Origin of the sequence: Caproicibacterium sp. XB2, assembly GCF_044880635.1 — a bacterium.
GTDB classification, from domain to species: domain Bacteria; phylum Bacillota; class Clostridia; order Oscillospirales; family Acutalibacteraceae; genus Caproicibacterium; species Caproicibacterium lactatifermentans.
In genome coordinates, this window is the sequence record NZ_CP173227.1 from 882,445 (window position 1) to 908,995 (window position 26,551).

The following is a 26,551-nucleotide window of genomic DNA, read 5'->3' on the forward strand; positions in this document are numbered from 1 at the left end:
ATCAACTATAAGTATGTTATACTGTTAAACGATAATTTGCAATTTTGCAGGAGGAAATCAATATGAGTCTGAAATCATCCAAGAAGGTCGATACAAATCGCTGGCAGTTAGAGGTTGCTGTTGATGCCTCAACTTTTAATGCCGCTGTCGACCATGCCTATAAAAAGCAGAAGAACCGCATTGCCGTTCCCGGCTTCCGCAAAGGCAAAGCACCGCGTTCTGTTGTTGAAAAGCTTTACGGCCCCAATATCTTTTACGAAGGTGCTGTAAATGAAGTGTATCCGGACGCTCTGGACGCAGCTGTGAAAGAAGCTAAGCTGGATATGATTCAGGACAAAATCGACTTTGACGTTGTTTCGGTCGATGAGAAAGACGGTTTGGTTTTTAAGGCCACCATTACGGTCAAGCCGGAAGTAACAATTGATGGGTATAAGGGAATTAAAGTTACCAAAAAATCCGAAAAAGTTATGGCCGATGAAGTAAATGCAGAGCTGAAAAAGGTTCAGGAACGCGATGCCCGTATGGTTACGGTTGATGACCGTCCTGCAGCAAAAGACGACATTGTTGATATTGACTTTGACGGTTCCGTTGACGGCAAATCTTTCGAAGGCGGAAAAGCCGATAACTTCTCTCTGACTTTGGGTTCCGGTCAGTTTATTCCGGGATTTGAAGACCAGATTATCGGTAAAAATACCGGCGATGAGTTCGATGTCAATGTTACTTTCCCGCAGGATTATCATGCTGAAGACTTGAAGGGTAAAGAAGCAGTCTTTAAAGTTAAAATTCATGAGATTAAAGTCCGTGAACTTCCGGAACTCGATGATGAATTTGCAAAAGATGTCAGCGAATTCGATACTCTGAAGGAATACAAAGCAGATGTTAAGAAGCATCTGGAGGCTGATAAGAAAGAGGCCGTTCGGGATGATATGGATAACCAACTGATTGATTCTTTGGTTGCTTCCCTAAAGGGCGAAATTCCGGCTGCCATGTACGCAAATAAGGCAAACGATGATATTCGTGACTTCAGCTATCGTCTGCAGAGCCAGGGACTGGATATTCGGACATACATGAAATACACGGGCATGGATCAGGAAAAATTGCGGAAAGCTTTTGAGCCGCAGGCTGAGCGTCAGGTTAAGGTTCGCTTGGCATTAGAGAAGATTGCAGAACAGGAAAAACTGGTTGCTTCTGATGAAGATATCGAAAAAGAATACAGGAAGATGGCTGACCAGTACAAGACAGACGTGGATAAGATTAAGGCAGTGGTAGAAAAAGAAGCACTGGCCTCCGATTTGGCTGTCGAAAAAGCAATCGATTTTGTGCGTGACCAGGCTGATGTAATGGATGCGCCGGCAGAGAAGAAAAAGAAATCCACAAAGGCAACTGCAGCAAAAAAGACAAAAGCCACAAAAAGCTCTGCAACAAAAAAAGCAGCAGACAAAAAGGACAGCGCTGAATAAGTTTATCCTGTAAGACCAATACTGCTTTTTGTGTGCAGTTCTATGGGAGGGTTTATCGTGAGCAATTTAGTTCCTTATGTTGTTGAACAAACAAACCGCGGAGAACGGCAGTATGATATTTTTTCCAGACTGCTGAATGACCGTATTATTATGCTGAATGAAGAAGTAACCGATGCAACGGCAAGCTTGGTGGTAGCGCAGCTCTTGTTTTTGGAAGGAGAGGACCCTTCAAAAGATATCAGCTTATACATTAACAGTCCTGGTGGCTCTGTAACCGCTGGAATGGCCATTTATGATACTATGCAGTATGTTAAGTGCGATGTTTCTACAATCTGCCTTGGATTGGCAGCAAGCATGGGCTCTTTTCTACTGTCTGCTGGTACCAAAGGGAAACGCTATTCCCTGCCGAACACAGATATTTTAATTCATCAGCCCAGTGCCGGTATGCAACAGTCACAGGTGTCTGATATTATGATTCATGCTAACTATTTGGAAAGCAAGAAAAAGTTGCTTAACCAGCTCCTGGCTAAGAATACGGGACAGCCGCTGGAAGTCATTGAACGGGATACTGACCGGGATAACTTTATGACACCCGAAGAAGCCTGTGAATATGGGCTGATTGATAAAGTTATTACACAAAGATAAGCAGGTGATTGCATGTCCAACAATGGTGATATTACCGACCGGGAGATATGCTGCTCTTTCTGTGGTAAACCGCAGAGTCAGGTGCGCAGATTAATCGCCGGACCAGGAGTATATATCTGTGATTCCTGTGTAGAACTGTGCCAGTCCATTCTGAACGATGAAATGAATCTCTCTACTCATCATCATACAGAACCCGCACAGGAGAATGCAGCAGAACTGCCAAAACCGCATGAGATTAAAAAACGCTTAGATGAATATGTGATTGGACAGGATGCTGCAAAGGTAGCATTGTCTGTTGCTGTGTACAATCATTACAAGCGCATCTATTATGGTGAAGACGACCATGTTACGCTTTCAAAGAGTAATGTGTTGCTGCTGGGGCCTACCGGTGTTGGCAAAACGCTTTTGGCACAGACACTGGCACGCATTTTGGATGTCCCCTTTGCTATAGCGGATGCTACAACCCTGACAGAAGCCGGCTATGTTGGTGAGGATGTAGAAAATATTCTGCTTCGCTTAATTCAGGCTGCTGACTACGATATTGAGCGGGCTGAACGCGGTATTATTTACATTGACGAAATAGATAAAATTGCGCGAAAGTCCGAAAACCCGTCTATTACCAGAGATGTTAGTGGTGAAGGCGTACAGCAGGCTTTGCTGAAAATCCTGGAAGGAACAGTTTCCAATGTTCCACCGCAGGGTGGCAGAAAGCATCCTCAGCAGGAGTTTCTGCAGATTGATACAAGCAATATTCTGTTTATCTGCGGAGGTGCTTTTGATGGCCTCGAAAAAATTGTAGAGGACCGGAATGTTTCCACTTCTCTGGGCTTTGGTGGGGAAGTGCACAGCAAAACGGAATTGGATGCAATGAACTGGATGTCCAAGGTCGAACCACATGACCTTGTGAAGTTTGGCATTATTCCGGAGCTAGTGGGCCGTTTGCCAGTCATTACTGCGCTAAGCGGTTTGGACGAAAACGCACTTGTGCGTATACTGACAGAACCCAAAAACAGTTTGGTCAGCCAGTATAAACGGCTGTTCCAGCTGGATAAGGTTGACCTCGAATTTTCCGATGATGCTTTGCAGGCAATCGCACATAAAACGATTGAACGCCATACAGGTGCGCGTGGCTTGCGTTCTGCCATGGAGGAATTGCTTACACAGTTGATGTATGATGTTCCTTCTGATTATACGGTGGAGAAAGTTGTTATTACTGCTGATACAGTTAACACTGGTGCAAAGCCAGAACTGGTTTACAATCCGGACCGTCAGCCGGTGAAGATAAAAATGGCACTTCCAAATCCTCCAAAGAATAAAGGACGTCGGGACACCGCTTGAAGCTTGTTCTGCTGTTATTTTAAAATATGAGGGCTGTTGTATGTGGTAACCCAGACTTTTGTTACCCGCAGCAGCCTTTTTTAGTAAGGAGACAGATAATGGTTATAGAAAAGGTGGACCCAGTGCAGCTTGCTCCCGAAGATACACAAATACTACCCACACTTGTTCTGCGTGGATTGGTTATTTTCCCGGGAATGATGCTGCAGTTTGACGTTGGCCGCAGAAAATCTATTCTTGCGCTTGGAAAATCCATGGAAGAAGGCCAGCTGATTTTTCTGGTTACACAAAAGGATTTGTCCGTGGATGATCCGGGCTCGAAGGATATTTACTCCGTAGGTGTCGTTGCCCGCATTCGCCAGATTGTTCGGCGTACAGATGATGGAATTCGTTTGTTTACCGAAGGATTGTATCGGGCAAAGGTATGTGCAGTTAAAACAGAAAATCCTTTCCTGTTAACAGAAGTAGAAAAAATAGAGGATAAAAAGCGGAACTCTACACCGAATTCTGAGGCATTGATTCGTTACACACAATCTTTATTTCAAGACTATATTCAGAACTACACCCATGTGGCTCCCGACATTGTTATGGGCGTTGTGCAGAAAAAGGATTGTGGGGAACTGGCCGATTATATTGCCATGAATGTTTCGCTGGATTACGATAAAAAGCAGGAAATACTTGAGGAGCTTCATCCCTACCGGCGCTTAAAGAAGCTGAGCGCTATGCTGAAATCGGAACTGCGGATTTTATCTATCGAATCCAAAATTTCTGAAAAGGCAAAGGACCAGATAGATGAAAACCAGCGAGATTATTATTTGCGGGAGCAAATGAAAGCGATTGCAGATGAACTCGGTGAAGTTGACAATCCTTTGCAGGAGGCCGACCAGCTTCGGGACCGCGTTAAAAAAGCCGGACTGCCGCAGGAACAGGAAGAGAAGCTGCTGAAAGAATGTGACCGACTGGCGAGAATGCCGGAAGGTTCTCATGAAGGCAGTGTCATTATTACTTATGTAGAAACCTGCCTATCTTTGCCGTGGAACAAGTCATCAAAAGACCATATTGACCTGCAAAAGGCTCGCCGCGTCTTAGATAGGGACCACTATGGCTTGACAAAAGTAAAGGACCGCATTATTGAGTCACTGGCAGTAAAAAAATTGAATCCAGATGTGCAGGGCCAAATTCTATGTCTTGTCGGCCCTCCGGGAGTTGGCAAGACCAGTATAGCGCATTCTGTCGCAGAAGCAATGGGACGCAAATATGTGCGTGTGAGCCTAGGCGGCGTGCATGATGAATCTGATATACGTGGGCACCGCCGAACCTATATTGGTGCTATGCCTGGCAGAATTATCAATGCAATTCAGAAAGCAGGAACGAACAATCCCGTCTTGCTGCTGGATGAGGTCGATAAGCTCGGTAATGATTACCGTGGTGACCCCTCATCTGCCTTGCTGGAGGTTCTAGACAGTGCGCAAAATAGCACATTTGAAGACCACTATGTTGATATGCCATTCGATTTAAGCAAAGTGTTTTTCATTACGACAGCAAATGATGCTTCCAATATACCGGAACCTTTGTATGACCGAATGGATGTCATTACCCTTGGCAGCTATACGCATGAAGAAAAATTTCAGATTGCGACTAAATATCTGGTTCCGAAGCAGCTGAAAAACAGCGGCATTTCCAATAAGAATCTGCGAATTGCTCCTTCAGCAATTCGTGCAGTCATTGGCGGCTATACGCGGGAAGCCGGCGTTCGTGGCCTTGAACGACAGATTTCTACTATTTGCAGAAAAAGTGCTGTGAAAATCGTTGAGGACCCAGAGCTTGTAGTTCGTGTTACGCCGAAAAATCTGGAGAATTTCTTAGGGCCCTGCAAGTTCCGTGACGAATCTTTAAATAAAAAAGATACTGTTGGTTTAGTAAATGGTCTTGCGTGGACTTCCGTGGGTGGTGTCATGCTGCCAATAGAAGTAGCGGTTATGTCTGGAACTGGAAAGATTGAATTGACTGGCTCATTAGGTGATGTTATGAAAGAATCCGCACGGACAGCTATCAGCTGCATTCGTACACGTGCTGATAAACTCGGCATACCGAGCGACTTTTACAGCAAATACGATATTCATATTCATGCGCCGGAAGGAGCTGTCCCTAAGGATGGCCCAAGTGCCGGTGCGGCTATGGCTACCGCTATCACCAGTGCGCTGACGAAAATCCCGATTCACCATGATGTTGCTATGACCGGTGAAATCACGCTGCTTGGGCGTATTTTACCTATCGGTGGTCTGCGGGAAAAAACGATGGCTGCTTACCGGGCAGGCATTAAAACTGTTTTAATTCCAAAGGATAATGTATCTGATTTGGAAGAGGTAGATAAGGTTGTTAAAGACTCTGTTGAGTTTTTGCCCATGGAACATATTGACCAGGTTTTAAAAAATGCTTTAATAAAGAATCCATTTCAGGCAGTTCAGCAGTAAGGAGTATATATGAAGATTGAATCGGCACAGTTCGAATTTGCTGCAGGGATAAAAGAACAACTGCCAAAAGGAACGCTTCCTGAAATCGTATTTTCCGGGAAATCAAATGTAGGAAAATCTTCGCTCATCAATAAGCTGCTTAACCGGAAGTCCCTTGCACGGGTGAGCGGGCAGCCAGGGAAAACAGCGACAATCAATTTTTATCGTTTAGATGGCTGTCGTTTCGTTGACCTACCTGGATATGGTTATGCAAAGGTATCCAAAGAAGAAAAGCTGCGCTGGGCCGAGCTGGTGGACGGTTATTTTGCCGAAGACCGTCCCGTTGTTCTGGTAATACAGATTTTAGATATGCGTCATGAACCAACGGAAAACGATATGCAGATGATACAGTTTCTTTTGCACAATCAGTTTCCGTTTTTGCTGCTGGCAACCAAAAGCGATAAACTGAACGTTTCACAGCGCAGGGAAAGGCAGGCGGCATTGCAGCAGTTGTCCGAGCAGACACATGCCCCACTTCACATCTTTTCCGCCCGCAGCGGGGAGGGCGTAGGAAATCTGCGTTCTGCTATCAAAAAGGCTTGTGAATCCACGAAATAATCATAAAATATAACACAGGATTGGTGGGAAAGATGAAAATGCTGAATGAAGATCTGAAAATCAATCAAGAAGGTCATCTGTTATTTGGCGGTGCGGATACAGTTGCACTGGCCAAACAATATGGCACGCCGCTCTATGTTATGAATGAGAACAGGATTCGTAAAATCTGCAATATGTACAAACAGTCCATTGAAAAATGCTACCATGGCAACGGACTACCGCTCTTTGCCAGTAAAGCATTTTGCTGCAAAGAAATCTGCCGCATTATGAACGACGAGGGAATGGGACTGGATGTTGTGTCCGGTGGAGAACTGTACACTGCCATGCAGGCAGGGTTCCCGCCAGAACGTATTCAGTTCCACGGTAACAATAAAACGACGGAAGAAATGAAATACGCGTTAACCTGTGGTGTCGGTCATTTTGTGGTGGATAATTTGACAGAGTTACATACGCTGGATAATCTGGCCGGTTGTATGCACGGTCATGCCAATATTCTGCTGAGGATTAAGCCCGGTATTGATGCCCATACCCATAAATTCATTCGTACCGGCCAGATAGATTCCAAGTTTGGCTTTGCACTGGAAACGGGCGAGGCTATGGCGGCGGTGAAAGAAGCCCTGCAGGCGAAAAATGTTACTTTGACTGGCCTGCACTGCCATATTGGTTCCCAAATTTTCGAGATTCAGCCCTTCCTGCTGGCGGCCAAAGTAATGCTGACTTTTATACGGGATATTAAGGCGGAAACAGGTGCAGAGTTGCAGGAACTCAATTTGGGCGGCGGCTTTGGTATTAAATATACCGAGCAGGACCAACCGGTTCCTTATGACCAGTACATGGAGCAGGTTTCAAAAACTGTACATAGTTGCTGCAGTGAATACAATCTGGCACTGCCTAAAATTTATATCGAGCCAGGCCGTTCCATTGTGGGAGAATCGGGTTTAACACTCTATACCATAGGTGCTGTTAAAAGCATTCCGAATACTCGGACCTATGTTTCGGTTGATGGCGGCATGACAGATAATCCCCGCTACATTCTGTATCAATCCACTTATGAAGCAATCGTTGCAAACAAGGCAGAAAAGCCACGGGATTATACCGTGACGATTGCCGGCCGCTGCTGCGAATCCGGCGATTTGATACAGGAACACACACCTATCCAGAAGTGCGCCCCCGGGGACATCTTGGCGGTTCTCTCCACCGGTGCCTATAACTATTCAATGGCGTCTAATTACAACCGTGTTCCACGCCCGGCGGTCGTCTTTGTAAAGGACGGCAGCCCGCGTGTCGCTGTGCGCAGAGAATCCTATGCAGACCTTGTGCAGAACGATTTGTAAGTCTTAGTGAATAGAATACAGCATGAGGTAAAGGGCAGCAAAATGCCCTTTACTTTTGCACTTTTTTAGAGTAAAATTTTAAATAGGAACAACGACAAAATATTGCAATGAACAATGTAGGAGTGAACTGATTTGAATTCAAAAATTAAAGATGACAGTGTAGATTTCCTTTTTCAGGCGGTACTTTCTTTAAAGACTCCAGAGGAATGCTATGCTTTTTTTGAGGATTTGTGCACCGTGCCGGAGATTAAGGCCATGTCACAACGCTTGCTGGTTGCGCATATGTTGAGTACAAAGCAGAACTATCAGCATATTGTACACATCACACATGCATCTACTGCAACAATCAGCCGAGTAAACCGTTCGTTAAATTACGGGTGCGATGGTTATAAGTTGGTTTTTGACCGCTTGGATAAAAAAGCAGAAGAAAACGACAAAAAAGAAACGAAGAATGACCAATAAACAATTTTGGCCATGTATACTTACGTAGATTTTACTGGAAACTCATAAAAAGGAAAGACCAAGTTTTATGGATAGAATGATTCGTTGCCTTACAGAAAGCAGCCACATTATGGCTTGTGCTGTAGATTCTACTTACATGGTAGCAACAGCACAGCAGATTCACCATACCAGTCCAACCGCAACAGCCGCTTTGGGCCGTTTACTGACAGGAACATCTATGATGGGTGCCATGTTGAAAGACCAGGGTTCCAGCTTACAAGTGAAAATCAGTGGTGGAGGCCCAATTGGGAGCTTAACGGCAGAAGCAGACTGCTTTGGAAATTGTCACGGATATGCTGTACATCCTGAAGCGGACCTTCCGCTGAAACCAAACGGAAAATTGAACGTAGGTGGAGTTGTTGGCCGTAATGGTCTGTTAACCGTTGTCCGCGATGATAAGGGCCATAAACCCTACTCGGGACAGACCCAGCTTGTGTCAGGAGAAATTGCAGAAGACTTGGCAGCGTACTATGCATATAGTGAGCAGATACCTACGGTGTGTGCTTTGGGTGTTTTGGTGGGAAAAGAAAACGAGGCGCAGATACTGGCCGGCGGCTTGCTGATACAGGGTATGCCGGGTGTTACAGGGGATGAGCTGGAACAGCTGGAGAAGAATGCAGCAAAATTGCCCGCCGTTACAAAAATGCTGGCTTGTGGGAATAGCATAGAAGATATGTGTGACCTGGCTTTACAGGGAATGCCGTTTAAAAAGCTGGACGAAAGCAAAGTAGCCTATGCCTGTGGCTGTTCAAAACAGCGGGTGCTGCGCGCGCTGTCAACGCTGTCTCCAGCAGACATTCGTTCTTTGGCAAATAAGAAAACTGGATATGCGGAAGCAACATGCCAATTTTGTGGGCGTAAATATCGTTTTTCCGAGGAAGAACTGCAGTGCTTGGCGGCTACTGTCGAAAAAAGCAAAAACAACAAATAATTTTTTAAAAAATCCCTTGACATTCATCAAATGATGGTGTATTATAATACACGTCGCTGATGAACAACAGCAGCGCAGCAAAAATTGGGAGCATAGCTCAGCTGGTTAGAGCACCTGCCTTACAAGCAGGGGGTCATAGGTTCGAGTCCTATTGTTCCCACCAGCAGTGGCTCGGTAGTTCAGCTGGTTAGAACGCTAGCCTGTCACGCTAGAGGTCGACGGTTCGATCCCGTTCCGAGTCGCCATTTTTGCCTCTGTAGCTCAGTAGGTAGAGCAGGGGACTGAAAATCCCCGTGTCAGTGGTTCGATTCCGCTCGGAGGCACCATTTGCGAACGTAGCTCATTTGGTAGAGCGCCACCTTGCCAAGGTGGAGGTAGCGAGTTCGATCCTCGTCGTTCGCTCCATGTTTGGCGTCATAGCCAAGTGGTAAGGCATGGGTCTGCAAAACCCTGATGCCCCAGTTCGAATCTGGGTGACGCCTCCATGTCGCAGTAAACAGAGAGCTTTGTTTTCTCTGTTTACTTTTTTTTTATCTGAATGGAGGAAGTAACCGGGAACATGAATACTCAAACAGTTGAACATCCGCTGCGACCTGTTTTTGCGGCTGATTCCCGTGTCCTGATATTGGGCACCATGCCATCGCCAAAGTCGCGTGAAACCGGATTCTATTATGGACATCCACAAAATCGTTTTTGGCGCGTATTGGCAACTGTCTTTCATCAGCCGGTACCAAGTACCATAAACGAAAAGAAAACCTTGCTGCTACAAAATCATATTGCACTATGGGACGTACTTCGTGCCTGTTCTATTAGTGGTGCAGATGATTCAAGTATCAAGGACCCACAGCCAAATGATATTCCAAAGCTGCTAAGCAGGACAAATGTATATGCCGTCTTTACAACAGGGAAGAAAGCATATTCCCTGTACCAAAAATTGGTTTTTCCTACGACGCATTTACAAGCGGTTTCTTTACCGTCCACTAGCCCGGCAAATTGCAGAGTTTCTTTTACTGAACTCGTACAGGAATATCGTTATATCGCGAAGAAAGTAGAAGAAGGAGAAGAAAAAGAAAAGAATGGAAACTGCTGTTAAGCAAATTGAATCAAAGCAAACACCACAGCCAAACCGTATGGGTGTACAAAAAATGGTGCCTTTAGTCATTAGCATGTCATTGCCTACTATTTTTTCTATGCTGGTGCAGGCGCTCTATAATATTGTAGACAGTATTTTTGTTTCTCGCATCAATGAAAGCGCTATTACAGCAGTTTCATTGGTCTTTCCAATACAGAATCTTTTAATTGCTGTCTGTATTGGTACTGGCATCGGCATGAATTCACTGATTGCCCGGCGGCTTGGCGAGAAAAAAATAAAGGAAGCAAATCTGGCGGCGGACCATGGCGTGCTGCTCAGTGCCCTTAACTATGTATTTTTTCTGCTTCTTGGCCTTTTTGCGGCAGCTCCATTTGCGCATTCTTTCACAAAAAATCCACAAATCCTAAAGTGGGCTGTGCAGTATATGCAAATTGTGTGCATTGGTTCTTTTAGCTTTTGCTTTGAAGCTAACCTTGAAAAAGTCATTGGCGCAACTGGAAACATGGTATATCCCATGATTTTCCAACTAACAGGGGCGGTTGCTAATATTATATTGGACCCAATCTTTATTTTTACATTGCATATGGACGTTGCCGGTGCAGCGATTGCAACGATTATTGGGCAGTTCCTTTCCCTTTTGGTGGCTGTGTATGTGATACGCCATAAGAAAATGGAAGTACATATTTCTTTGCGGGATTTCCATTTCAGCTGGCAGACAATTCGGGATATCTATACCGTCGGTTTGCCGTCCATTGTTATGAATGCGATTGGTTCTGTTATGACTAGTGGACTAAACGCAATCCTTATTACGTTTAAAGATATAGGTAATACAGCTGTAGCGGTTTTCGGTGTATATTTTAAATTGCAGATGTTTGTGTTTATGCCCGTTTTTGGGCTGAACCAGGGCATTATTCCGATTATGGGGTATAATTATGGTGCCCACAATAAAAGGCGCTTAAATAGCTGCTTGCGTATCGGGATTGTTATTGCTGTATGCATTATGCTGTTTGGCATGACTTTGTTTATGGCAATTCCGGGTCAGCTGCTGAAAATATTCGATGCGTCGCCAAGTATGCTTTCAATGGGCATTCCAGCACTGCGCACCATCAGCCTTTGTTTTCTTCCGGCTGCACTGGGAATTTTGTTGTCTGCCGAGTTTACAGCTGTAGGTAAAGGCACATACAGCCTGATTGTTACGCTTATGCGGCAGCTGTGTGTGCTGCTTCCAGCGGCAGCCATTTTGGCTCAAGTAACAGGACGGGTAAATGCAGTATGGTTTGCTTTTCCGATTGCAGAAGTTTCATCTCTACTTACAAGCATCATCCTTCATATTCGCCTAAAAAAGACTCTGCTTCAAAAGCTGTAAGGTTCTGCTCCTTCCTCTGTCAACATATAAATGTAAATGCGAAAGAGGAGGAATGAAAATGAAAGTAAAACATATCAATATTTGGATGCTGGCAGCTTTTATTACTGTCTGCGTCCTATTTTTATTTTTGCTCTCTGTTTCCTGTTTCCATACTGCACAAACAGCTGTGGCTGCGGCGGCTGTACGACCGCTTGTGGTTTTAGATGCAGGACATGGTGGAGAAGATGGGGGAGCAGTCGGTTGCTCGCCTGTGCCCGAAAAAGTTTTAAATCTATCGATAACGAAGAAAATTGAAAAAGGATTGACATCTGCAGGCTGCCGTGTTGTTATGACACGTACAGATGATACAATGTTGGGGGACAACACACTCTCCACTTTGCATGAACGGAAAGTGTCTGATATTCATAAACGGCTTTCTATTTTGCAGGAAAATCCGGGCGGTATCTTCGTTAGTATCCATCAAAACCATTTTGCAGATGGTTATTATAATGGTGCACAGGTGTTTTATTCGTCGAATCACCCCAAAAGCAAAATTCTTGCGGAATCTATACGGCAATCCATCGTATCCAGTGTACAGCCCCAAAATAAACGGGAAAACAAAGCTGCTACCAGTTCCATTTATTTGCTGGCACATGCAAAAGATCCGGCAATCCTAATAGAGTGTGGTTTCCTCTCAAATGCCTCAGAAGCAAAACTGCTAAACGATACTGCTTATCAGCAGAAAATGGCCGACGCTGTTACACACGGAATTTTGAATTATCAGAAGCAGGGTGCTGCAGTGTCCTCTGCTGTGTCTTCAAACCGCTTGTATTCCTCCGTATCCTCCGCTATAATAAAGTAATTAGGAAAAAATTAAACACAAATCCATTAGTCCATTAATTATTGGTATGAGGAATGAACAAACGATGGCAGGAAAACTAAAAAGTATTTATAGATGTACAGAATGCGGATATGAATCTGCAAAATGGTATGGAAAATGTCCGGAATGCGGTGCATGGAATACCATGTCTGAAGCGCTGCAGGAGCCAGCTGTTTCGATGCGGCGCGGTAGTATAGGGCAGGGAATTTATCATCAAACAGCGCCGCAGGCGACACCAATTCGAGAAATTAGCATGGAGGAGGAGCCACGCTATAAAACGGGCGTTTCGGAACTGGACCGCGTTCTAGGTGGTGGAATTGTAAAAGGTTCCATCATCTTAATTAGTGGTGAACCGGGAATCGGTAAGTCAACGATATTAACGCAGATTTGCGCTTATTTAGGAAATACTCTGAAAATTCTATATGTTTCTGGTGAGGAGTCCAGCCGACAGATTAAGCTAAGGGCAAACCGATTGGGAGTGGAGCCAGACAATCTTTATATTTTGACGGAAACAGATATACAAAGAGTTTTGGAGCAGGTCCGAACGGAAAAACCGGATTTATTGATGATTGACTCTATTCAAACGATGAATGATACAGAATTAAACTCCGCTCCCGGCAGCGTTACACAGGTTCGTGAATGCACAAATGCGATTATGCATATCGCAAAAGGAATGGAGATTCCTGCAATCATGGTAGGTCATGTCAACAAAGACGGAGCCATTGCTGGGCCGAAGGTCTTGGAACATATTGTTGATGCGGTTTTATATTTTGAAGGTGACCGTCAGATGAGCTACCGCATCTTGCGCGCGGTAAAAAACCGGTATGGCTCCACCAATGAAATTGGTGTTTTCGATATGGAAGAAACGGGGCTGCATCAAGTAGAAAACCCGTCAGCATCTATGCTGACGGGTCGGCCAACGAATGTTTCCGGTACTTGTGTTACCTGTGTGATGGAAGGCAGCCGTCCTATATTGGCGGAGCTGCAGGCACTGGTCACTTCGTCCGGCTTTGGGAATCCCAGAAGAATGGCAACCGGCTTTGACTATAACCGCATGAATTTACTCCTTGCGGTGCTGGAAAAGCGGGCGGGCTATTATTTTTCAAATCTTGATGCCTATTTAAATGTAGTAGGCGGTCTGCGTTTGGACGAACCTGCGTGTGATTTGGCGGTATCCATGGCGCTGGTTTCCAGCCTGAAGGATGTACCGATTGCCGATGATGCGGTCATTTTTGGAGAAGTGGGCTTAACGGGAGAGGTTCGTTCAGTTATGCATGCAGAACAGCGTATCAGAGAAGCAGAACGAATGGGTTTTCATCGATGCATTCTTCCGTGGTACAATTTAAAGTATCTTAGCGGCCGGCAGGCAAATACAACGATACAGCTGACCGGCGTTAAAAATGTGAGACAGGCTTTTGCGGCGCTTCAGCAGGAGTAGTGGTGTTTGCTTCATATACGGCGCGCGGTATTGTGCGAATACAGTGGATACAGCCGTTCGGTTCATAGTGCGTGATGGCCGAGGGCGGTTCTACCGTACAGTATCCGTCCTTTTGATAAGCACAGTCCTGGTCACAATGAACAAGCATTTTTGGTTACCTCACTTTTCCTTTTTTATTTCAGTATGAGGTAAAAAAATTGCTTTTATGCAGAGAGGAGAAGCTATCATTTCACGTGGAATTGAAATTCCAAATTTACCGCAGCAGCGTGTTACCTTAGTCGCGGTGTCAGAAATGACTCCAGCTTCTGTTGTGAAGGCATTACAGGCCCTTTCTATTAAAGTTATGAAAGTTACTGCGGATAACCGGTTCACAGGTTCGGTGTCTTCCCATGCAGATATGCGGTGCCACTTAACGGGCAGCCAAACAGGCTTTTGTACAGATGAATCCTTGCGAGCGGAATTTCTGCGAAGAGGTATTTCTCTTTTCAGAACAAATGTTCATAAATTTTCCAAATATCCAGAGGACTGCAGTTTGAATGCAGCCAGAGTCGGATCTTATGTTTTTGCAAATCCAAGATGTATGTGCAAAGAACTTCAAAAATTTTATAAAGAGGAGCAAGAACAACAAAAAATAGAATTCATACCGGTTCGCCAGGGATACACCAAGTGCAATATAGCAGTTGTAGATGAAAGGTCCATTATAACCGAAGACAATGGAATTGCGGCCGCAGCGCGAAAAGCTGGTTTGGACGTTTTGCAGCTGCGGCCTGGGATGGTTCAGCTGGATGGCTATCCATATGGATTTATTGGCGGCAGCTGCGGAAAATTAGCACCGAATGTTTTAGCGTTTGCTGGTTCAGTTTGGAGTCATCCACAGGTAGAACAAATTATTCGATTTTTAAAGGAACACCATGTTCGGGCGTTATCCTTAGGCAATGGACTGCTGCAGGACATCGGCGGTATTTTGCCTGTAAAAGAAAAAGAGTATAAGAAGAGATGAAAAATCAAAAAACGTAATTATACAAAATGAACATTTTGTATAATTTGGGGAGGCCGGAAGCACGTTATGAAAGAAAAATATATGAATGAAGCTCCAATCATCATTAAGCAATTTTTAGGCTACTTACAAACAATTAAAGGTAAATCTCCAAAAACGGTTGAAGAATATTATTTAGATTTGCGTACTTTTTTTCGGTATCTAAAACAGCATCGGGAGCCTTCGCTGGCGGATAAACCTCTAGCGGATATCTCGATTGCAGATATAGACCTCACTTTTGTTAAGTCGGTTACCTTGACGGAGGCCTATGAATTCATGAACTATTTGATGGCTGTTCGCCACAATGGTCCTGCGGCCCGATCACGAAAGTGCTGCAGTTTACGGGCTTTTTACAATTATCTAACGCACAAAGCGCATCTTTTGAAGGATAATCCCATTCAAGAGCTGGAATCTCCTAAAGTAAAGCGAAGCCTGCCCAGGTACTTAACACTGAACCAAAGTATTGACCTTTTAAAGCAAGTCAAAGGCCCCTTTAAGGAACGCGATTACTGCATTTTGATTCTCTTTTTGAACTGCGGAATGCGTTTATCTGAATTGGTCGGAATTAACATAAATGATATTAGACGCGGCAGCAATACCCTGCGAATCCTTGGCAAAGGCAATAAAGAACGAATTATTTACCTCAATGAAGCGTGTTTGCACGCGATTGACAATTACTTGAAAGTCCGCCCAAAGGACCACCTAAAGGACAAATACGCCCTGTTTATCAGCAAACAGAGAAAGCGAATCAGCCCTAAAACCGTGCAGTATCTCGTCAAAAAGTACCTATCCGGTATTCAACTGGGCGGTTCAGGATATAGTGTCCATAAACTGCGGCATACGGCCGCAACTTTGATGTATCAACAAGGAAAAGTAGATATCCGTGTTCTGCAAGAGATTTTGGGACATGAAAATTTGGGTACAACTGAAATCTATACGCATCTTTCCAATCAACAGATGGAAAAGGCAGCTGAGTCTAATCCCCTTTCTCACATAACGGAAAAGCAAATTGAATCTGAACAAGCAGAACAAGCAGAAACGGAAGGAGCAGCAGAAATAGAGCAACCGAAACAGCAGGATGATACAACTGCCACACAAACACAGCCAGCCCCTCATATACTACAGCATCAGAAATAAAAAACTTCAGACAGATAAAAATAAAAAAAGCTTACCCTTGCTTTTTCAAGTTCAAGGGCAGGCTTTTTTCTGGTTAAATTTATTAGTCTTCTTCGTCATCATCGTCGTCGTTCGTGTCTTTTTTATGGATGGTATCCCAATCTGTAAAATCCGGGATTCCCTCCTCTTCCATCATGGAGGATTCATTTCCTTCGGAAGCTTCTTTTTCCTTCAATGCCGGCTGCAGCATATGCCGGTCAATAATAGGATAAACCAATGAGTTCACAGTGTAGGACCAGAAACTCCAGAGGAAAAACAGCGCGACTGCAAAAATAATCAACAGAAATAAGGCAATATATTGTCCTATCCACATAAAGGATAACAAGAAGAAAGCCAGTACCGCACTAATGGCAAATGCAATGAGGTTCCAACCCAATGCTGAAATTGCAAAAATACCTGCATTTTTGTACATTTGGGACAACTTCATATTGAAAGTAACAATTTGCAAAGGAATGTAAAACTGCATGGAAGTAAAGATAAATAGGATGGCAAAACTAATGGCAAAAGCGGCAATGATAATAGGCATACCCAGCTGTTTTTGATTCTGCGCAGAAGCGTAAAAAGGAATAGCAATGCTTAATGTGCCGTATACTAGATAGCAAATGATTCCGTTTGATAAAAACTGCTTCCAGTTTTCCTTTAGCTTCTGAAAAAAGTCATGTAAAATAAATACATGCTCTTCTCTGATGTAGTTTCGCGTTTCATAGGTGAGTCCGGCAAGAAACGGTGATAAAGCGATAAGCGGCAAACCGGCCAAAAGAATGCTTTTGGTTTTTGCATCAATCACTACGAAAGCAACCAGCAGAAGGATGGCCGGTACGGCAAACAGAAGATTCAATTTTATGAAATCCCAAAAATGCCGGCCGAAAATTTGCCAGTAATGAACAAATCTGTTTGGCTTTGGTTCGTTTTTAGATATGCCAGGACCAGGGCGATTATAGTTTGAAAAAAGACCCATAATGTGACTTCCCTTTAATAAAATAATCTTTCTTTTATGTTTATCATACACTCATTTAAAATATCCTGCAAGCAAGATATTCATCATCCCAATTTAGCCTTTGGATGACAATGACGGTAAACTTGCTTTACATGGTCATTTAGTAAATGCAGATACACTTGTGTTGAAGAAATATCCGCATGGCCCAACATGTGTTGAATATCTTTCAGGTCTGCCCCATTTTCCAATAGATGAAGGGCAAAAGAATGTCGCAGCGTATGCGGCGTAATTTCTTTTGCAATACCTGCCTGCCGGGTGTAGCCTTTGATGATTTTCCAAAAGCCTTGTCGTGTCAGTCGATGACCGTTTAAGTTTGTAAACAAGGCTTGTTTCTCTTTTGGGTCGGCGATTACTTTTCGCACATGAAATAAATAATCTGATACGGCCATAACAGCTTGGTGGTAAACAGGAATGATACGGCCTCCCCTTTCTCCCCTGCAGTATAAAATACCAGTGTGGAGGTTAATATCCCCTACATTTAGGTTTACCAATTCTGAGACGCGAGTACCGGTTGCGTATAAAAGTTCCAGCATAGCTTTATCTCGGCATCCTTTCGGCTGCGAAGTATCCGGCTGGGATAAAAGCAACTCGATTTCGTCCCCACTAAGGGTTTCAGGAAGTTTTGGTGGTGCTTTTTTAAGCTTAATCTCTTTTGCTGGATTGGTATCGGTCTCCCCGTTTTGCACGAGAAATTGATAAAAACAGCGGATAGATGCTACATGTCTTGTAATCGTTGCGGCAGATTTATTTTGGTTTTGCAAATGCAGAATATAGTTTTCTACCGTCTGTTGGTTCACTTGTGCCGGTGAAAAGATATGCTGTTCTTCTAAAAAATGCAGATAATCAGAAATATCACGTAAATAGGAATCCAATGTATTGGGAGAAACCCGTTTTACTTTTGAAAGGTATGTACCGAATTCTGAACAATACGCTTTCATTTTTCTCCTTCTCTCTTTATAACCAAGATATCAAATATCCCGCAAAGGCCCATGAAAAAAAAGTATCTGCGCCGGCGCCTAAAAAAGCCAGTGCCAAAATACGGGCAAACTGCGAGAGATACTTTATAAATTTAGGTGGTACGCCCTCTTCAGACAGTCCTGCACGGGAAAGGCGGTGAGAAAAGAGCTGCGCTTCTTTTGCAGCCCAGAGAATAGCAAGGCAGCTGCAGAAAGCTCCTGGCAGTAAGATAACTGCATAAAAAATGCCTCCATGCAGGCCATAGGATGTATACAAGTATCCGCTTGTCATGCCTAAACCGATTCCCCGAATAAAGGGTACAAAAGGAACCAGCAAAGCCCCCCACACTGACAGCCCACACAAAAAGCAGGTTAGGATAAATACGAAGGAAGAAGCTGCCGAAGCGAAAAAAACGGACAATAAAGACGAACCATTGTGAAGTGTATAGTTGCTGTTAAAAAGGAAATCCAGCTTTTTCAAAGTGGGAAGCCCCGCTTTTGCAGAGAGCAAAGCCCCGCAAACCACTCCTCCAAGAAGAACGGCTGCTAGAGCAGCTAAAATGCGATTTTGTGAAAGCGCTTCTTTCAGTTGTGTTTTATCCGGAAGTGATTGGGGTAAATGCTGCAAAACAATTTTCATAGGATTGCTGCCTTTCCATTTTTTCTTCTCGGTACTCGTCTGTTGTGTTACAGATAAATGTATGAATCAGGCAGTACAGATATGTCCCTTCCGTTCCTGCAGCACACAACGGAAAAGGTATCACGAAAGGCAGTCTTTTCCTATATTATACCTATTTTTTATTTGTTTCAACAGATAGCCGCAAATTGCCATAAAATTATGAGAAGTGCATAATTGGAAAGGCATAACATAATTGGAAAGGCATAAAATGATACAATTCTCTTATATGATAAACAAAAAGGCACCTGCTGTTTGTGCATAAGCAGGCGCAAAAAAGGATTTTATTCTGCCATTGCCGCTTGAATCATAATTGCACATTCCAGGCGTTTTTTCTCCAGCTGGCAGGCAATGCTGTGTGGCTTCAAGATGCTGCCCTCGTATTTTTGGTTGTTCGCATTGCAGCCGCCGCTGCAATAGAATTTTGCCCAGCAGTTTTTGCATTCCGATTTTGTATAAACGTTGGCGGCAGCGAAACGATTTTTCATTTCATGGTCATATGTTCCATCTAATACGTTTCCCATAATCCATTCATCATTTCCGACAAACTGGTGGCATGGGAAAATTTCTCCCAAAGGAGTTACCGCAACGTATTCATTACCGCAGCTGCAGCCGCGCAGACGCTTAATTGCGCACGGTCCTTGGTTCAGGTCAATCATAAAATGGAAAAAGTTAAAGCACTTTCCTGATTTCTTTTTTTCAATCATTACATTTGAAAGGTGCTCATATTCTTTAAATACAACAGGCAAGTCCTCTTCTTGAATGGAATATGGAAGCATAGGGTCAGAAACAACAGGCTCTACTGAAATCTCATCAAAGCCGAGCCGCTCCATTTCCAGAATATCATTTACAAAGTCAAGGTTATGCTTTGTAAATGTACCGCGGACATAATAGTCCTTATCTCCCCTGCCGGCAACGAGCTTTTGAAATTTTGGCACAATTATATCATAAGAACCGGTTTTGCCGTCCGGGCAGACGCGCAGCCGATCATTCACTTCTTTGCGGCCATCAAGAGACAGAACGCAGTTGGACATCTCCCGATTAATAAAATCTATTTTGTCATCATCAAGCAGCAAACCATTTGTGGTGATTGTAAAGCGGAAATTTTTATTGTACCTTTTTTCCAGGCTGCGTGCGTAGGCAACCGTTTGTTTTACAACATCAAAGTTCATCAGCGGTTCACCGCCGAAGAAATCGACCTCCAAATTATAACGGCTGGCGGATTCTTTAATGAGAAAATCAATAGCAGCTTTGGCTACTTTAAAAGGCATCAGCATACGTCCCTTGCCGAAGTCACCTTGTGCTGCAAAACAGTAGGCACAGCGAAGATTGCAGTCATGTGCAATATTCAAGCACATGGACTTAATAGGTGCGTCTTTCATCATACCGGCAAATTGTTCATAATCGTCGGAAGAGAACAGCTGTCCCTTTGCCTGCAGTGCCAGAAGCTCCTGATAAGCTTCATTTAAAGTGTCAGCACCGTATTTCGGCAAAAGCGCTTTTTTGGCAGCCTCAGGCATTTGCTCCGGAACGGAATCGTCCAGATAATCCAACAGGTCATATGGTGCGGGCTCAAATAGATGAACAGCACCGGAGTTTGTGTCCAGAACAATTTGGAAGCCGTTAAGTGTGTACTTATGTATCATTTTTTAAAACTCCATTATTACAAAAATAAAGGGGCAGACACAGCCTGCCCCTTACGAAAATTGTGCGTTTTTAACAGGACATTATGTCAGCTGTTTCAGCGATTTTTATTTTCGCACTTCTGGTTTGCAACTGTACAGGAAACTTTGCAGGCAGACTGGCAGGATGCCTGGCATTCACCGCAGCCACCCTTAACGCAGCTTTCCTTCAAGTTTGCCTGATTCAGTGTTTTAATCTGCTTCATGAAATTTTCCGACCTTTCCTCAAAGTTTCTTTCATTATAACACAAATCCAAAGTGAAAGGAAGAAATTTATCAGATTATCTGATTTTTGACCGACGGTAAATGGCAAGATATCCACCCAGCGCTCCAGACAAAACCATGACCATCATACGAGTAAGAGAGGAAATGCTAAGGACATCATGTGAATTCACTGCACCGCCAATCAGACACAGCAAGAACAAAAGCATACCACAGCCCATTCCAAGCAGCAGTCCCCTGCGGTGACTGACTTTTCCTGCAAAAAGACCAGCAAAGAAGGCACTGACTGCGGAGATAATCAGAATCATTGGCTGCAGCAAATCTTGTGGCAACTGTCCGCTGGACTGGACCGCTGCCGCTGCCAAAAGCAGAAGCAAAGCACAAATAGCCGCGCCACCAACGGTGCCAGTTAGGATAGAGCGAAATAAAAGAGTTCCAGGTTTTAAAGCAATCGTCCGGCTGGTTTTCATAAAAAAGGCCTCCCCCACCATTATCCTTCTGCAGATAATCTATGAGGGAAGCTGTTTCAGTATTCTGATTAGTTGGTTTTTTAGAAGAATTAGAAGAAAAGATTCGTTCTGTTTTCAAACATTTTACTTGACCTGCTGTTCCAGCTTCTCTTCTTTTGACTTTGCAGCAGAATCCTCTGCATCTTCTTTCTTTCCGAAAAACCTTCTCTTCTTTTTGGGTGGCTCTGCCGGTGCATCATGTACGGTGTCGACACTGCCAATTGCCCAGCGCTTAATGCGCAGCTTGATGCGGTCTGTACCGGTTTCGATAATCAGGGAATCATTATCTTCCTTGATACCGACAATACGTCCGCAAATGCCGCCGATTGTTGTAATATCATCGCCAATCTGCGCGTTTTTGCGCATTTTCTCTTCTTCTTTGCGCCGCTTGCTTGAAGGACGCATAACCAGCCACATCAATACGCACAGTAGGATGATGGGTACAAAGGTAACAAGTGCAGCAGACGAGCTGTTTGCTGAGCTGGCAGCGGAAGAAGATAGAAATACAGGGTTAAACATATTCTTTCAGCACCTCCAAGTGAATGTATTTATTATATCAATTCCTGGACGGGCTTGCAAGAAAAATTATAAAATCTTACAGCAGAAATAAAATCCGTTATATTCTTCGGCTGACGGAATCAATATGGCTGCGGTAGAATTCATCGAAATTTCCGGCATCCAGCGCTGCACGAATTTTCTCCATGAAGGTATTATAGAAGTAAAGATTATGCAAAACCATTAGCCGCATTCCAAGCATTTCTCTAGCTTTCAGTAAGTGATGAATGTAGGCGCGGGTAAAGTGCTGACAAGTTGGGCATTGACAGCCTTCCTCCAACGGATTTTGGTCCAGTGCATATTTCGCGTTCATCAGATTGCGAACACCTTCCATAGTAAAGGCGTGTCCATGGCGGGCGTTGCGGGTAGGCATTACACAGTCAAAAATATCAACGCCGCGGCGCACACCTTCTAAAATATTGGCGGGCGTACCAACCCCCATCAGATAACGCGGCTTATCCTTGGGCATATAAGGGTTCAGCACTTCAAGGATATGGTACATTATGTCAGCACTTTCCCCTACGGCGAGCCCCCCAATCGCATACCCAGGCAAATCAAGTTCCGCAATTTGTTTCATATGCTCCACACGCAGGTCATCATAGACACTTCCCTGGTTAATCCCCCAGAGCATCTGCTGCGGGTTGATTGTGTCAGGCTGCGCATTAAGCTGGGTAAGCTCTGCTTTGCAGCGGTGAAGCCAGCGCGTTGTGCGCTCTACCGAATGTTTTGCATAATCATATTCTGCAGGATTTTGCATACATTCATCGAAAGCCATGGCGATTGTGCTGCCAAGATGCGATTGAATACGCATACTTTCCTCTGGGCCCATAAAGATTTTATGCCCATCAATATGGGAAGCAAAGGTGACGCCCTCTTCGGTAATATTCCGAAGCTTGGCCAGCGAGAAAACCTGAAAGCCGCCGCTGTCAGTTAAAATTGGGCCATCCCAGCGGGTAAAACGCTGCAGACCGCCAAGCTGATAAACTTGTTCATCTCCCGGGCGCAGATGCAGATGATAGGTGTTACACAGTTGAACCTGACAGTGAACAGCCTTTAAATCCAACGCAGAAACAGCGCCCTTAATAGCACCCGCGGTAGCAACGTTCATGAAAGCCGGCATTTGAACAGTACCATGTGGTGTTTGAAAAGTGCCCCTGCGTGCAAGCCCCTCTTGTTTTAAAAGTGTATACATAGATTCAGACCCTTTATACAAAATAAAAATTTTGCGCAATTAATATATGAACATGGCATCTCCAAAAGAGAAAAAGCGGTATTTTTCCTGCACAGCAACCTTATATGCATTCATAATATGGTCATAGCCGGCAAAGGCGCTGACCAACATAATAAGTGTGCTTTCTGGAAGATGAAAGTTTGTAATGAGTCCGTCCAGAACTTTAAACTGGAATCCCGGATATATGAAAATGTCGGTCCAGCCTTCACTTTCCTTTATACAGCCTTCTTTTGCAGCGACACTTTCCAGTGTGCGGCAGCTGGTGGTACCGACAGCGATCACACGATTTCCGGATTTTTTCGTTTCATTGATAACATCGGCAGTGGACTGCGGCAGATAATAATGTTCAGAGTGCATTTTATGGTCCACTACTTTATCTGCAGTTACTGGACGGAATGTTCCCAGCCCGACATGCAAGGTGACAAATTCCACTTTTACACCCATTGCTTTTACTTTTTCCAGCAGTTCCTTTGTAAAGTGCAGACCGGCGGTTGGTGCGGCGGCGGAACCGACTTCTTTGGAATAAACAGTCTGGTAGCGTTCCTGGTCCTTTAGCTTTGTTTTGATGTACGGCGGCAGAGGCATCTGCCCAATCTGATCCAAAATTGAGAAAAAGCTGCCGGCGTAAGAAAATTTCACAATACGGTTTCCGTCATCGTGTACGTCAATGACTTCGGCCTTCAGCAGACCGTCCCCAAAGGAAAAGTGTGTTCCAATTTTTGCCTTTTTCCCCGGCTTGCACAGAACTTCCCATGTATCGTTCCCTTGATTTGTCAGCAGCAAAAACTCCACTCGGGCACCAGTGTCTTCTTTAATACCATAAATACGCGCGGGAAGTACACGGGAATCGTTCAGAACAAGGCAGTCACCTGGATGAAGCCAGTCTGTAATATCATGAAAATGGCAGTGGGCAATTTCCCCCGTCTTTTTATTCAAAGTCAATAGACGGGAAACATCACGCGGCTCCACCGGAGTCTGCGCAATAAGTTCTTTGGGCAGGTCGTAATAGAAGTCTTTTGTCTGTAAATTATTAAGGTCTAATTGCATATCTTTCTCCTAAAAGTATGACTAAAAGCTGTGCTTCTTAGCTTTTAGAAAATTTATGAAATACGGCTGTTTCATTATGTTTTCTTTATTATAAATAAATTGACATCTAATAACAAGTCTGCTATGATAGGCAGAAGATAGAGGCGCGGATTTGAAGAGTAGCAGAGCTTGAGGCTGCCAAAGCCGGTGACAGTCTGTAAAAGGAAAATTCGCCGAAGGGATGGCTTGGAACAGCAATTCCTGGTTGAGTGTGTGAAACATCGACTCAACTGTCGTCATAGAATTATGATGGAGCGCTATCGGCAAGCAGTTCAATAATACGTTTGCCGAACCTCTCTATTATAAGAGCATGACGACCGGTTTGCAACCGGTCTTTTTCATTTCTGATCCCCAGATTTTTTCATACCCTTGAGGAGGCTTTTGTAAAAATGAGGCAGTTTAGTGTTGGAATCATCGGTGCAACAGGTATGGTTGGGCAGCGTTTTGCTACGCTTCTGGAAAATCATCCATGGTTTCATGTTACAGCCCTCGCAGCCAGTGCACGTTCCGCGGGAAAAACCTATGAAGAGGCCGTAGGCGACCACTGGCTGATAAAAGCACCAATGCCTGAATCTATGAAAAGCATGGTGATTTTCAACGCTGAAAAAGATGTGGAGAAAGTCACTGACTTGGTTGACTTCGTTTTTTGTGCAGTCAATATGCCGAAAGATGCTACGAAGGCACTGGAAGAGTTATATGCCAAACAGGAATGTCCGGTTATTTCCAACAACAGCGCCAACCGTTTAGTACCAGATGTCCCGATGATTATTCCGGAAATCAATGCGGACCATGCGGAAATCATTCCTGTTCAGCGTAAACGCCTGGGCACAAAACGCGGCTTCATTGCGGTGAAATCCAACTGTTCCTTGCAGAGCTATGTACCGGCTATTCAGCCGCTGATGGATTTACACGTGACAAAAGTCCTAGCTTGCACTTATCAGGCAATTTCCGGCGCAGGCAAAACTTTTGAAACGTTCCCGCAGATTCTGGACAATGTCATTCCCTACATCGGCGGTGAAGAAGGCAAAAGTGAAAATGAGCCTATGAAAATCTGGGGACATATTGAGAACGGGCAGATTGTAAACGCTGTGGAGCCGAATATTACTTCTCAGTGCCTGCGTGTACCTGTTTCGGACGGACATACCGCTGCCGTTTTTGCTACTTTTGAAAAGCCGGTCAGCATGGAAGAAATCATTGAACGGTGGGAGTCCTATAAGGGAGCGCCGCAGGAGCTAAAATTGCCAAGTGCACCTAAACAGTTCCTGCATTATTTCCATCAGGAGGATCGGCCGCAGACGCGTCTGGACCGCAACTTGGAAAACGGCATGGCTGTGTCGATTGGACGTCTGCGCCCAGACAGCCAGTACACCATTAAGTTTGTATGTTTGTCCCATAACACACTGCGCGGCGCTGCCGGCGGTGCGGTGCTGCTGGCCGAGCTGCTGGCAGCGAAGGGCTATTTGGATTAAATTTATCTTGGAGGCATTTCTGATGAAACATCCCATTTTTACTGGTTCTGCGGTTGCGTTGGTTACCCCTTTTTCGCAGGACGGGTCTGTAAACTATGAAATGCTGGATCGCCTGCTGGAGCTGCACCTTTCCAGCGGAACGGATGCTGTCGTTTTGTGCGCAACTACAGGTGAATCTCCGGTTTTAACTGCGGAAGAATATAAGAAGGTTCTTCAGCGTGGTATTCAAAAAGTGGCGGGACGTGTGCCGGTTATCGCGGGTGCAGGCAGTAATTGCACGGCAACCGCGCTGCAGCTTTGCAAAACAGCACAGGAAGCCGGTGCCGATGCACTGCTGGTAGTGACACCCTTCTATAATAAAACTTCTCAAAACGGATTGATTGCGCATTACACTTATCTTGCTGACAGAGTAAACAAACCTATTATTATTTATAATGTTCCTTCCCGTACAGGAGTGAATGTGAAGCCGGAAACTTATCAGATTCTTGCGAAGCATCCGATGATTAATGGCGTGAAGGAAGCCAATGGCGACATTACTTCTGTGGCACGCACGATTTCTTTATGCAAAGATAATTTTAATGTTTATTCCGGGAATGATGACCAGGCACTGCCGATGCTCTCGCTTGGCGGAAAAGGTGTTATTTCAGTGTTCGCTAACTGTTTGCCCCACCAGATGCACGAGCTGTGCAGAGCTTATCTAGATGGGGATACGAAACAAGCTGCATCGTTGGAGGCAAAATATCTACCGCTGATGGATGCGCTGTTTATGGATATTAACCCGATTCCGGTGAAAGAAGCACTGCGCATGATGGGATATGACTGTGGAATCTGCCGGCTGCCTTTAGTGGAAATGGACGATGCAGCAAAGAAAGAATTGGCATCGGTCCTTAAACGGTATGGCCTAATTTTATAATATTTTGAAA

Annotated in this window: 25 protein-coding genes, 5 tRNA genes and 1 riboswitch; of the genes, 21 read left to right on the plus strand and 9 right to left on the minus strand. The window is 44.4% G+C overall.

All coding sequences use genetic code 11. From position 1 onward, the window contains the following. The first annotated feature begins 62 nt into the window (after positions 1-62). The 19 genes from tig (at position 63) to ACIHKT_RS04345 (ending at position 16,206) form a co-directional block, all read left to right on the plus strand. Positions 63-1,460, plus strand: coding sequence for a trigger factor (gene tig / locus ACIHKT_RS04255; RefSeq protein ID WP_086035698.1), 1,398 nt, complete (start codon positions 63-65; stop codon positions 1,458-1,460). 42 nt (positions 1,461-1,502) lie between these two features. Beyond that, on the plus strand, positions 1,503-2,105 hold the full coding sequence (locus ACIHKT_RS04260; protein ID WP_086035699.1) for an ATP-dependent Clp protease proteolytic subunit: 603 nt from the start codon (positions 1,503-1,505) through the stop codon (positions 2,103-2,105). 12 nt (positions 2,106-2,117) lie between these two features. Next, positions 2,118-3,443 carry an ATP-dependent Clp protease ATP-binding subunit ClpX gene (gene clpX / locus ACIHKT_RS04265; RefSeq protein WP_086035700.1) on the plus strand — a complete coding sequence of 442 codons (1,326 nt, stop codon included), beginning with the start codon at positions 2,118-2,120 and terminating at the stop codon, positions 3,441-3,443. A 98-nt stretch (positions 3,444-3,541) separates the two neighbouring features. Further along, positions 3,542-5,914 carry an endopeptidase La gene (gene lon / locus ACIHKT_RS04270; RefSeq protein WP_086035701.1) on the plus strand — a complete coding sequence of 791 codons (2,373 nt, stop codon included), beginning with the start codon at positions 3,542-3,544 and terminating at the stop codon, positions 5,912-5,914. 9 nt (positions 5,915-5,923) lie between these two features. Then, positions 5,924-6,511 (plus strand): ribosome biogenesis GTP-binding protein YihA/YsxC, encoded by a 588-nt coding sequence (gene yihA, locus ACIHKT_RS04275; protein ID WP_086035702.1) that lies wholly within the window; start codon positions 5,924-5,926, stop codon positions 6,509-6,511. 38 nt (positions 6,512-6,549) lie between these two features. Continuing rightward, on the plus strand, positions 6,550-7,845 hold the full coding sequence (gene lysA, locus ACIHKT_RS04280; RefSeq protein ID WP_086036844.1) for a diaminopimelate decarboxylase: 1,296 nt from the start codon (positions 6,550-6,552) through the stop codon (positions 7,843-7,845). 132 nt (positions 7,846-7,977) lie between these two features. After that, positions 7,978-8,307, plus strand: a complete 330-nt coding sequence (locus tag ACIHKT_RS04285; protein WP_086035703.1) for a YerC/YecD family TrpR-related protein — start codon at positions 7,978-7,980, stop codon at positions 8,305-8,307. Positions 8,308-8,374: 67 nt separating this feature from the next. Then, on the plus strand, positions 8,375-9,277 hold the full coding sequence (gene hslO / locus ACIHKT_RS04290) for an Hsp33 family molecular chaperone HslO (RefSeq protein ID WP_086035704.1): 903 nt from the start codon (positions 8,375-8,377) through the stop codon (positions 9,275-9,277). 86 nt (positions 9,278-9,363) lie between these two features. After that, a tRNA-Val gene (locus ACIHKT_RS04295) sits at positions 9,364-9,440 on the plus strand. Between the two features lie 5 nt (positions 9,441-9,445). Next, positions 9,446-9,522 (plus strand) — tRNA-Asp (locus tag ACIHKT_RS04300). A 5-nt stretch (positions 9,523-9,527) separates the two neighbouring features. Beyond that, positions 9,528-9,603: transfer RNA gene (locus ACIHKT_RS04305), tRNA-Phe, on the plus strand. A 3-nt stretch (positions 9,604-9,606) separates the two neighbouring features. Continuing rightward, positions 9,607-9,682 (plus strand) — tRNA-Gly (locus ACIHKT_RS04310). A 5-nt stretch (positions 9,683-9,687) separates the two neighbouring features. Then, positions 9,688-9,762 (plus strand) — tRNA-Cys (locus tag ACIHKT_RS04315). A gap of 74 nt (positions 9,763-9,836) precedes the next feature. Further along, the gene (locus tag ACIHKT_RS04320) at positions 9,837-10,370 is read left to right on the plus strand and encodes a DNA-deoxyinosine glycosylase (RefSeq protein WP_086035705.1); all 534 of its coding nucleotides are present in this window, start codon (positions 9,837-9,839) and stop codon (positions 10,368-10,370) included. Next, a complete protein-coding gene (locus tag ACIHKT_RS04325) occupies positions 10,354-11,736 on the plus strand; it encodes an MATE family efflux transporter (RefSeq protein WP_086035706.1) in 1,383 nt (460 codons plus the stop codon). The genes ACIHKT_RS04320 and ACIHKT_RS04325 overlap by 17 nt, the downstream gene beginning before the upstream one ends. A 58-nt stretch (positions 11,737-11,794) precedes the next feature. Further along, positions 11,795-12,577: an N-acetylmuramoyl-L-alanine amidase gene (locus ACIHKT_RS04330; protein WP_157658930.1), complete on the plus strand. Its 783-nt coding sequence runs from the start codon at positions 11,795-11,797 to the stop codon at positions 12,575-12,577. Positions 12,578-12,641: 64 nt separating this feature from the next. Further along, positions 12,642-14,033, plus strand: a complete 1,392-nt coding sequence (gene radA, locus ACIHKT_RS04335; RefSeq protein WP_086035708.1) for a DNA repair protein RadA — start codon at positions 12,642-12,644, stop codon at positions 14,031-14,033. A gap of 205 nt (positions 14,034-14,238) precedes the next feature. Further along, the gene (locus tag ACIHKT_RS04340) at positions 14,239-15,033 is read left to right on the plus strand and encodes a DUF6873 family GME fold protein (RefSeq protein WP_086035709.1); all 795 of its coding nucleotides are present in this window, start codon (positions 14,239-14,241) and stop codon (positions 15,031-15,033) included. Positions 15,034-15,099: 66 nt separating this feature from the next. Further along, entirely contained in the window at positions 15,100-16,206 is a 1,107-nt protein-coding gene (locus ACIHKT_RS04345; protein ID WP_086035710.1) for a tyrosine recombinase XerC, read from the plus strand. Positions 16,207-16,288: 82 nt separating this feature from the next. On the opposite strand, the gene ACIHKT_RS04350 is transcribed toward ACIHKT_RS04345, so the two are convergent. From ACIHKT_RS04350 to queA, 9 genes are all read right to left on the minus strand, one after another. After that, positions 16,289-17,254 (minus strand): YesL family protein, encoded by a 966-nt coding sequence (locus tag ACIHKT_RS04350; protein WP_157658931.1) that lies wholly within the window; start codon positions 17,252-17,254, stop codon positions 16,289-16,291. Positions 17,255-17,286: 32 nt separating this feature from the next. Further along, positions 17,287-18,180 carry a site-specific tyrosine recombinase XerD gene (gene xerD / locus ACIHKT_RS04355; RefSeq protein ID WP_086035712.1) on the minus strand — a complete coding sequence of 298 codons (894 nt, stop codon included), beginning with the start codon at positions 18,178-18,180 and terminating at the stop codon, positions 17,287-17,289. A gap of 16 nt (positions 18,181-18,196) precedes the next feature. Then, positions 18,197-18,838 carry a stage II sporulation protein M gene (locus ACIHKT_RS04360; protein ID WP_086035713.1) on the minus strand — a complete coding sequence of 214 codons (642 nt, stop codon included), beginning with the start codon at positions 18,836-18,838 and terminating at the stop codon, positions 18,197-18,199. A 320-nt stretch (positions 18,839-19,158) separates the two neighbouring features. Further along, positions 19,159-20,520, minus strand: a complete 1,362-nt coding sequence (gene scfB, locus ACIHKT_RS04365; RefSeq protein WP_174193197.1) for a thioether cross-link-forming SCIFF peptide maturase — start codon at positions 20,518-20,520, stop codon at positions 19,159-19,161. A gap of 95 nt (positions 20,521-20,615) precedes the next feature. Then, the gene (gene scfA / locus ACIHKT_RS04370) at positions 20,616-20,762 is read right to left on the minus strand and encodes a six-cysteine ranthipeptide SCIFF (RefSeq protein ID WP_086035715.1); all 147 of its coding nucleotides are present in this window, start codon (positions 20,760-20,762) and stop codon (positions 20,616-20,618) included. A 75-nt stretch (positions 20,763-20,837) separates the two neighbouring features. Continuing rightward, the gene (locus tag ACIHKT_RS04375; RefSeq protein WP_157658932.1) at positions 20,838-21,248 is read right to left on the minus strand and encodes a TIGR04086 family membrane protein; all 411 of its coding nucleotides are present in this window, start codon (positions 21,246-21,248) and stop codon (positions 20,838-20,840) included. Between the two features lie 123 nt (positions 21,249-21,371). Next, entirely contained in the window at positions 21,372-21,806 is a 435-nt protein-coding gene (gene yajC, locus ACIHKT_RS04380; RefSeq protein WP_086035717.1) for a preprotein translocase subunit YajC, read from the minus strand. A gap of 97 nt (positions 21,807-21,903) precedes the next feature. Further along, positions 21,904-23,034: a tRNA guanosine(34) transglycosylase Tgt gene (gene tgt, locus ACIHKT_RS04385; RefSeq protein ID WP_086036845.1), complete on the minus strand. Its 1,131-nt coding sequence runs from the start codon at positions 23,032-23,034 to the stop codon at positions 21,904-21,906. 39 nt (positions 23,035-23,073) lie between these two features. Continuing rightward, positions 23,074-24,120, minus strand: a complete 1,047-nt coding sequence (queA, locus tag ACIHKT_RS04390) for a tRNA preQ1(34) S-adenosylmethionine ribosyltransferase-isomerase QueA (RefSeq protein WP_086035718.1) — start codon at positions 24,118-24,120, stop codon at positions 23,074-23,076. 130 nt (positions 24,121-24,250) lie between these two features. After that, a riboswitch (Lysine riboswitch) is annotated at positions 24,251-24,427 on the plus strand. A 121-nt stretch (positions 24,428-24,548) separates the two neighbouring features. On the opposite strand from queA, the gene asd reads away from it, so the two are divergent. Together asd and dapA are read left to right on the plus strand one after the other, a co-directional pair. Then, positions 24,549-25,628, plus strand: a complete 1,080-nt coding sequence (asd, locus tag ACIHKT_RS04395) for an aspartate-semialdehyde dehydrogenase (RefSeq protein ID WP_086035719.1) — start codon at positions 24,549-24,551, stop codon at positions 25,626-25,628. A 22-nt stretch (positions 25,629-25,650) separates the two neighbouring features. Next, positions 25,651-26,541, plus strand: a complete 891-nt coding sequence (dapA, locus tag ACIHKT_RS04400) for a 4-hydroxy-tetrahydrodipicolinate synthase (protein WP_086035720.1) — start codon at positions 25,651-25,653, stop codon at positions 26,539-26,541. Positions 26,542-26,551 lie beyond the last annotated feature (10 nt).

Excerpts from the sequence above, each read along its gene's own strand:
- ACIHKT_RS04325 (WP_086035706.1), top strand. The coding sequence starts at position 10,354 with ATGGAAACTGCTGTTAAGCAAATTGAATCAAAGCAAACACCACAGCCA.
- ACIHKT_RS04375 (WP_157658932.1), bottom strand. The coding sequence starts at position 21,248 with ATGAAAACCAGCCGGACGATTGCTTTAAAACCTGGAACTCTTTTATTT.
- tig (WP_086035698.1), top strand. The coding sequence starts at position 63 with ATGAGTCTGAAATCATCCAAGAAGGTCGATACAAATCGCTGGCAGTTA.
- asd (WP_086035719.1), top strand. The coding sequence starts at position 24,549 with ATGAGGCAGTTTAGTGTTGGAATCATCGGTGCAACAGGTATGGTTGGG.
- yajC (WP_086035717.1), bottom strand. The coding sequence starts at position 21,806 with ATGTTTAACCCTGTATTTCTATCTTCTTCCGCTGCCAGCTCAGCAAAC.
- hslO (WP_086035704.1), top strand. The coding sequence starts at position 8,375 with ATGGATAGAATGATTCGTTGCCTTACAGAAAGCAGCCACATTATGGCT.
- ACIHKT_RS04360 (WP_086035713.1), bottom strand. The coding sequence starts at position 18,838 with ATGAAAATTGTTTTGCAGCATTTACCCCAATCACTTCCGGATAAAACA.
- xerD (WP_086035712.1), bottom strand. The coding sequence starts at position 18,180 with ATGAAAGCGTATTGTTCAGAATTCGGTACATACCTTTCAAAAGTAAAA.
- tgt (WP_086036845.1), bottom strand. The coding sequence starts at position 23,034 with ATGTATACACTTTTAAAACAAGAGGGGCTTGCACGCAGGGGCACTTTT.
- ACIHKT_RS04340 (WP_086035709.1), top strand. The coding sequence starts at position 14,239 with ATGCAGAGAGGAGAAGCTATCATTTCACGTGGAATTGAAATTCCAAAT.
- ACIHKT_RS04260 (WP_086035699.1), top strand. The coding sequence starts at position 1,503 with ATGGGAGGGTTTATCGTGAGCAATTTAGTTCCTTATGTTGTTGAACAA.
- yihA (WP_086035702.1), top strand. The coding sequence starts at position 5,924 with ATGAAGATTGAATCGGCACAGTTCGAATTTGCTGCAGGGATAAAAGAA.
- clpX (WP_086035700.1), top strand. The coding sequence starts at position 2,118 with ATGTCCAACAATGGTGATATTACCGACCGGGAGATATGCTGCTCTTTC.
- scfA (WP_086035715.1), bottom strand. The coding sequence starts at position 20,762 with ATGAAGCAGATTAAAACACTGAATCAGGCAAACTTGAAGGAAAGCTGC.
- lysA (WP_086036844.1), top strand. The coding sequence starts at position 6,550 with ATGCTGAATGAAGATCTGAAAATCAATCAAGAAGGTCATCTGTTATTT.
- ACIHKT_RS04320 (WP_086035705.1), top strand. The coding sequence starts at position 9,837 with ATGAATACTCAAACAGTTGAACATCCGCTGCGACCTGTTTTTGCGGCT.
- scfB (WP_174193197.1), bottom strand. The coding sequence starts at position 20,520 with ATGATACATAAGTACACACTTAACGGCTTCCAAATTGTTCTGGACACA.
- ACIHKT_RS04345 (WP_086035710.1), top strand. The coding sequence starts at position 15,100 with ATGAAAGAAAAATATATGAATGAAGCTCCAATCATCATTAAGCAATTT.
- dapA (WP_086035720.1), top strand. The coding sequence starts at position 25,651 with ATGAAACATCCCATTTTTACTGGTTCTGCGGTTGCGTTGGTTACCCCT.
- radA (WP_086035708.1), top strand. The coding sequence starts at position 12,642 with ATGGCAGGAAAACTAAAAAGTATTTATAGATGTACAGAATGCGGATAT.
- ACIHKT_RS04330 (WP_157658930.1), top strand. The coding sequence starts at position 11,795 with ATGAAAGTAAAACATATCAATATTTGGATGCTGGCAGCTTTTATTACT.
- lon (WP_086035701.1), top strand. The coding sequence starts at position 3,542 with ATGGTTATAGAAAAGGTGGACCCAGTGCAGCTTGCTCCCGAAGATACA.
- queA (WP_086035718.1), bottom strand. The coding sequence starts at position 24,120 with ATGCAATTAGACCTTAATAATTTACAGACAAAAGACTTCTATTACGAC.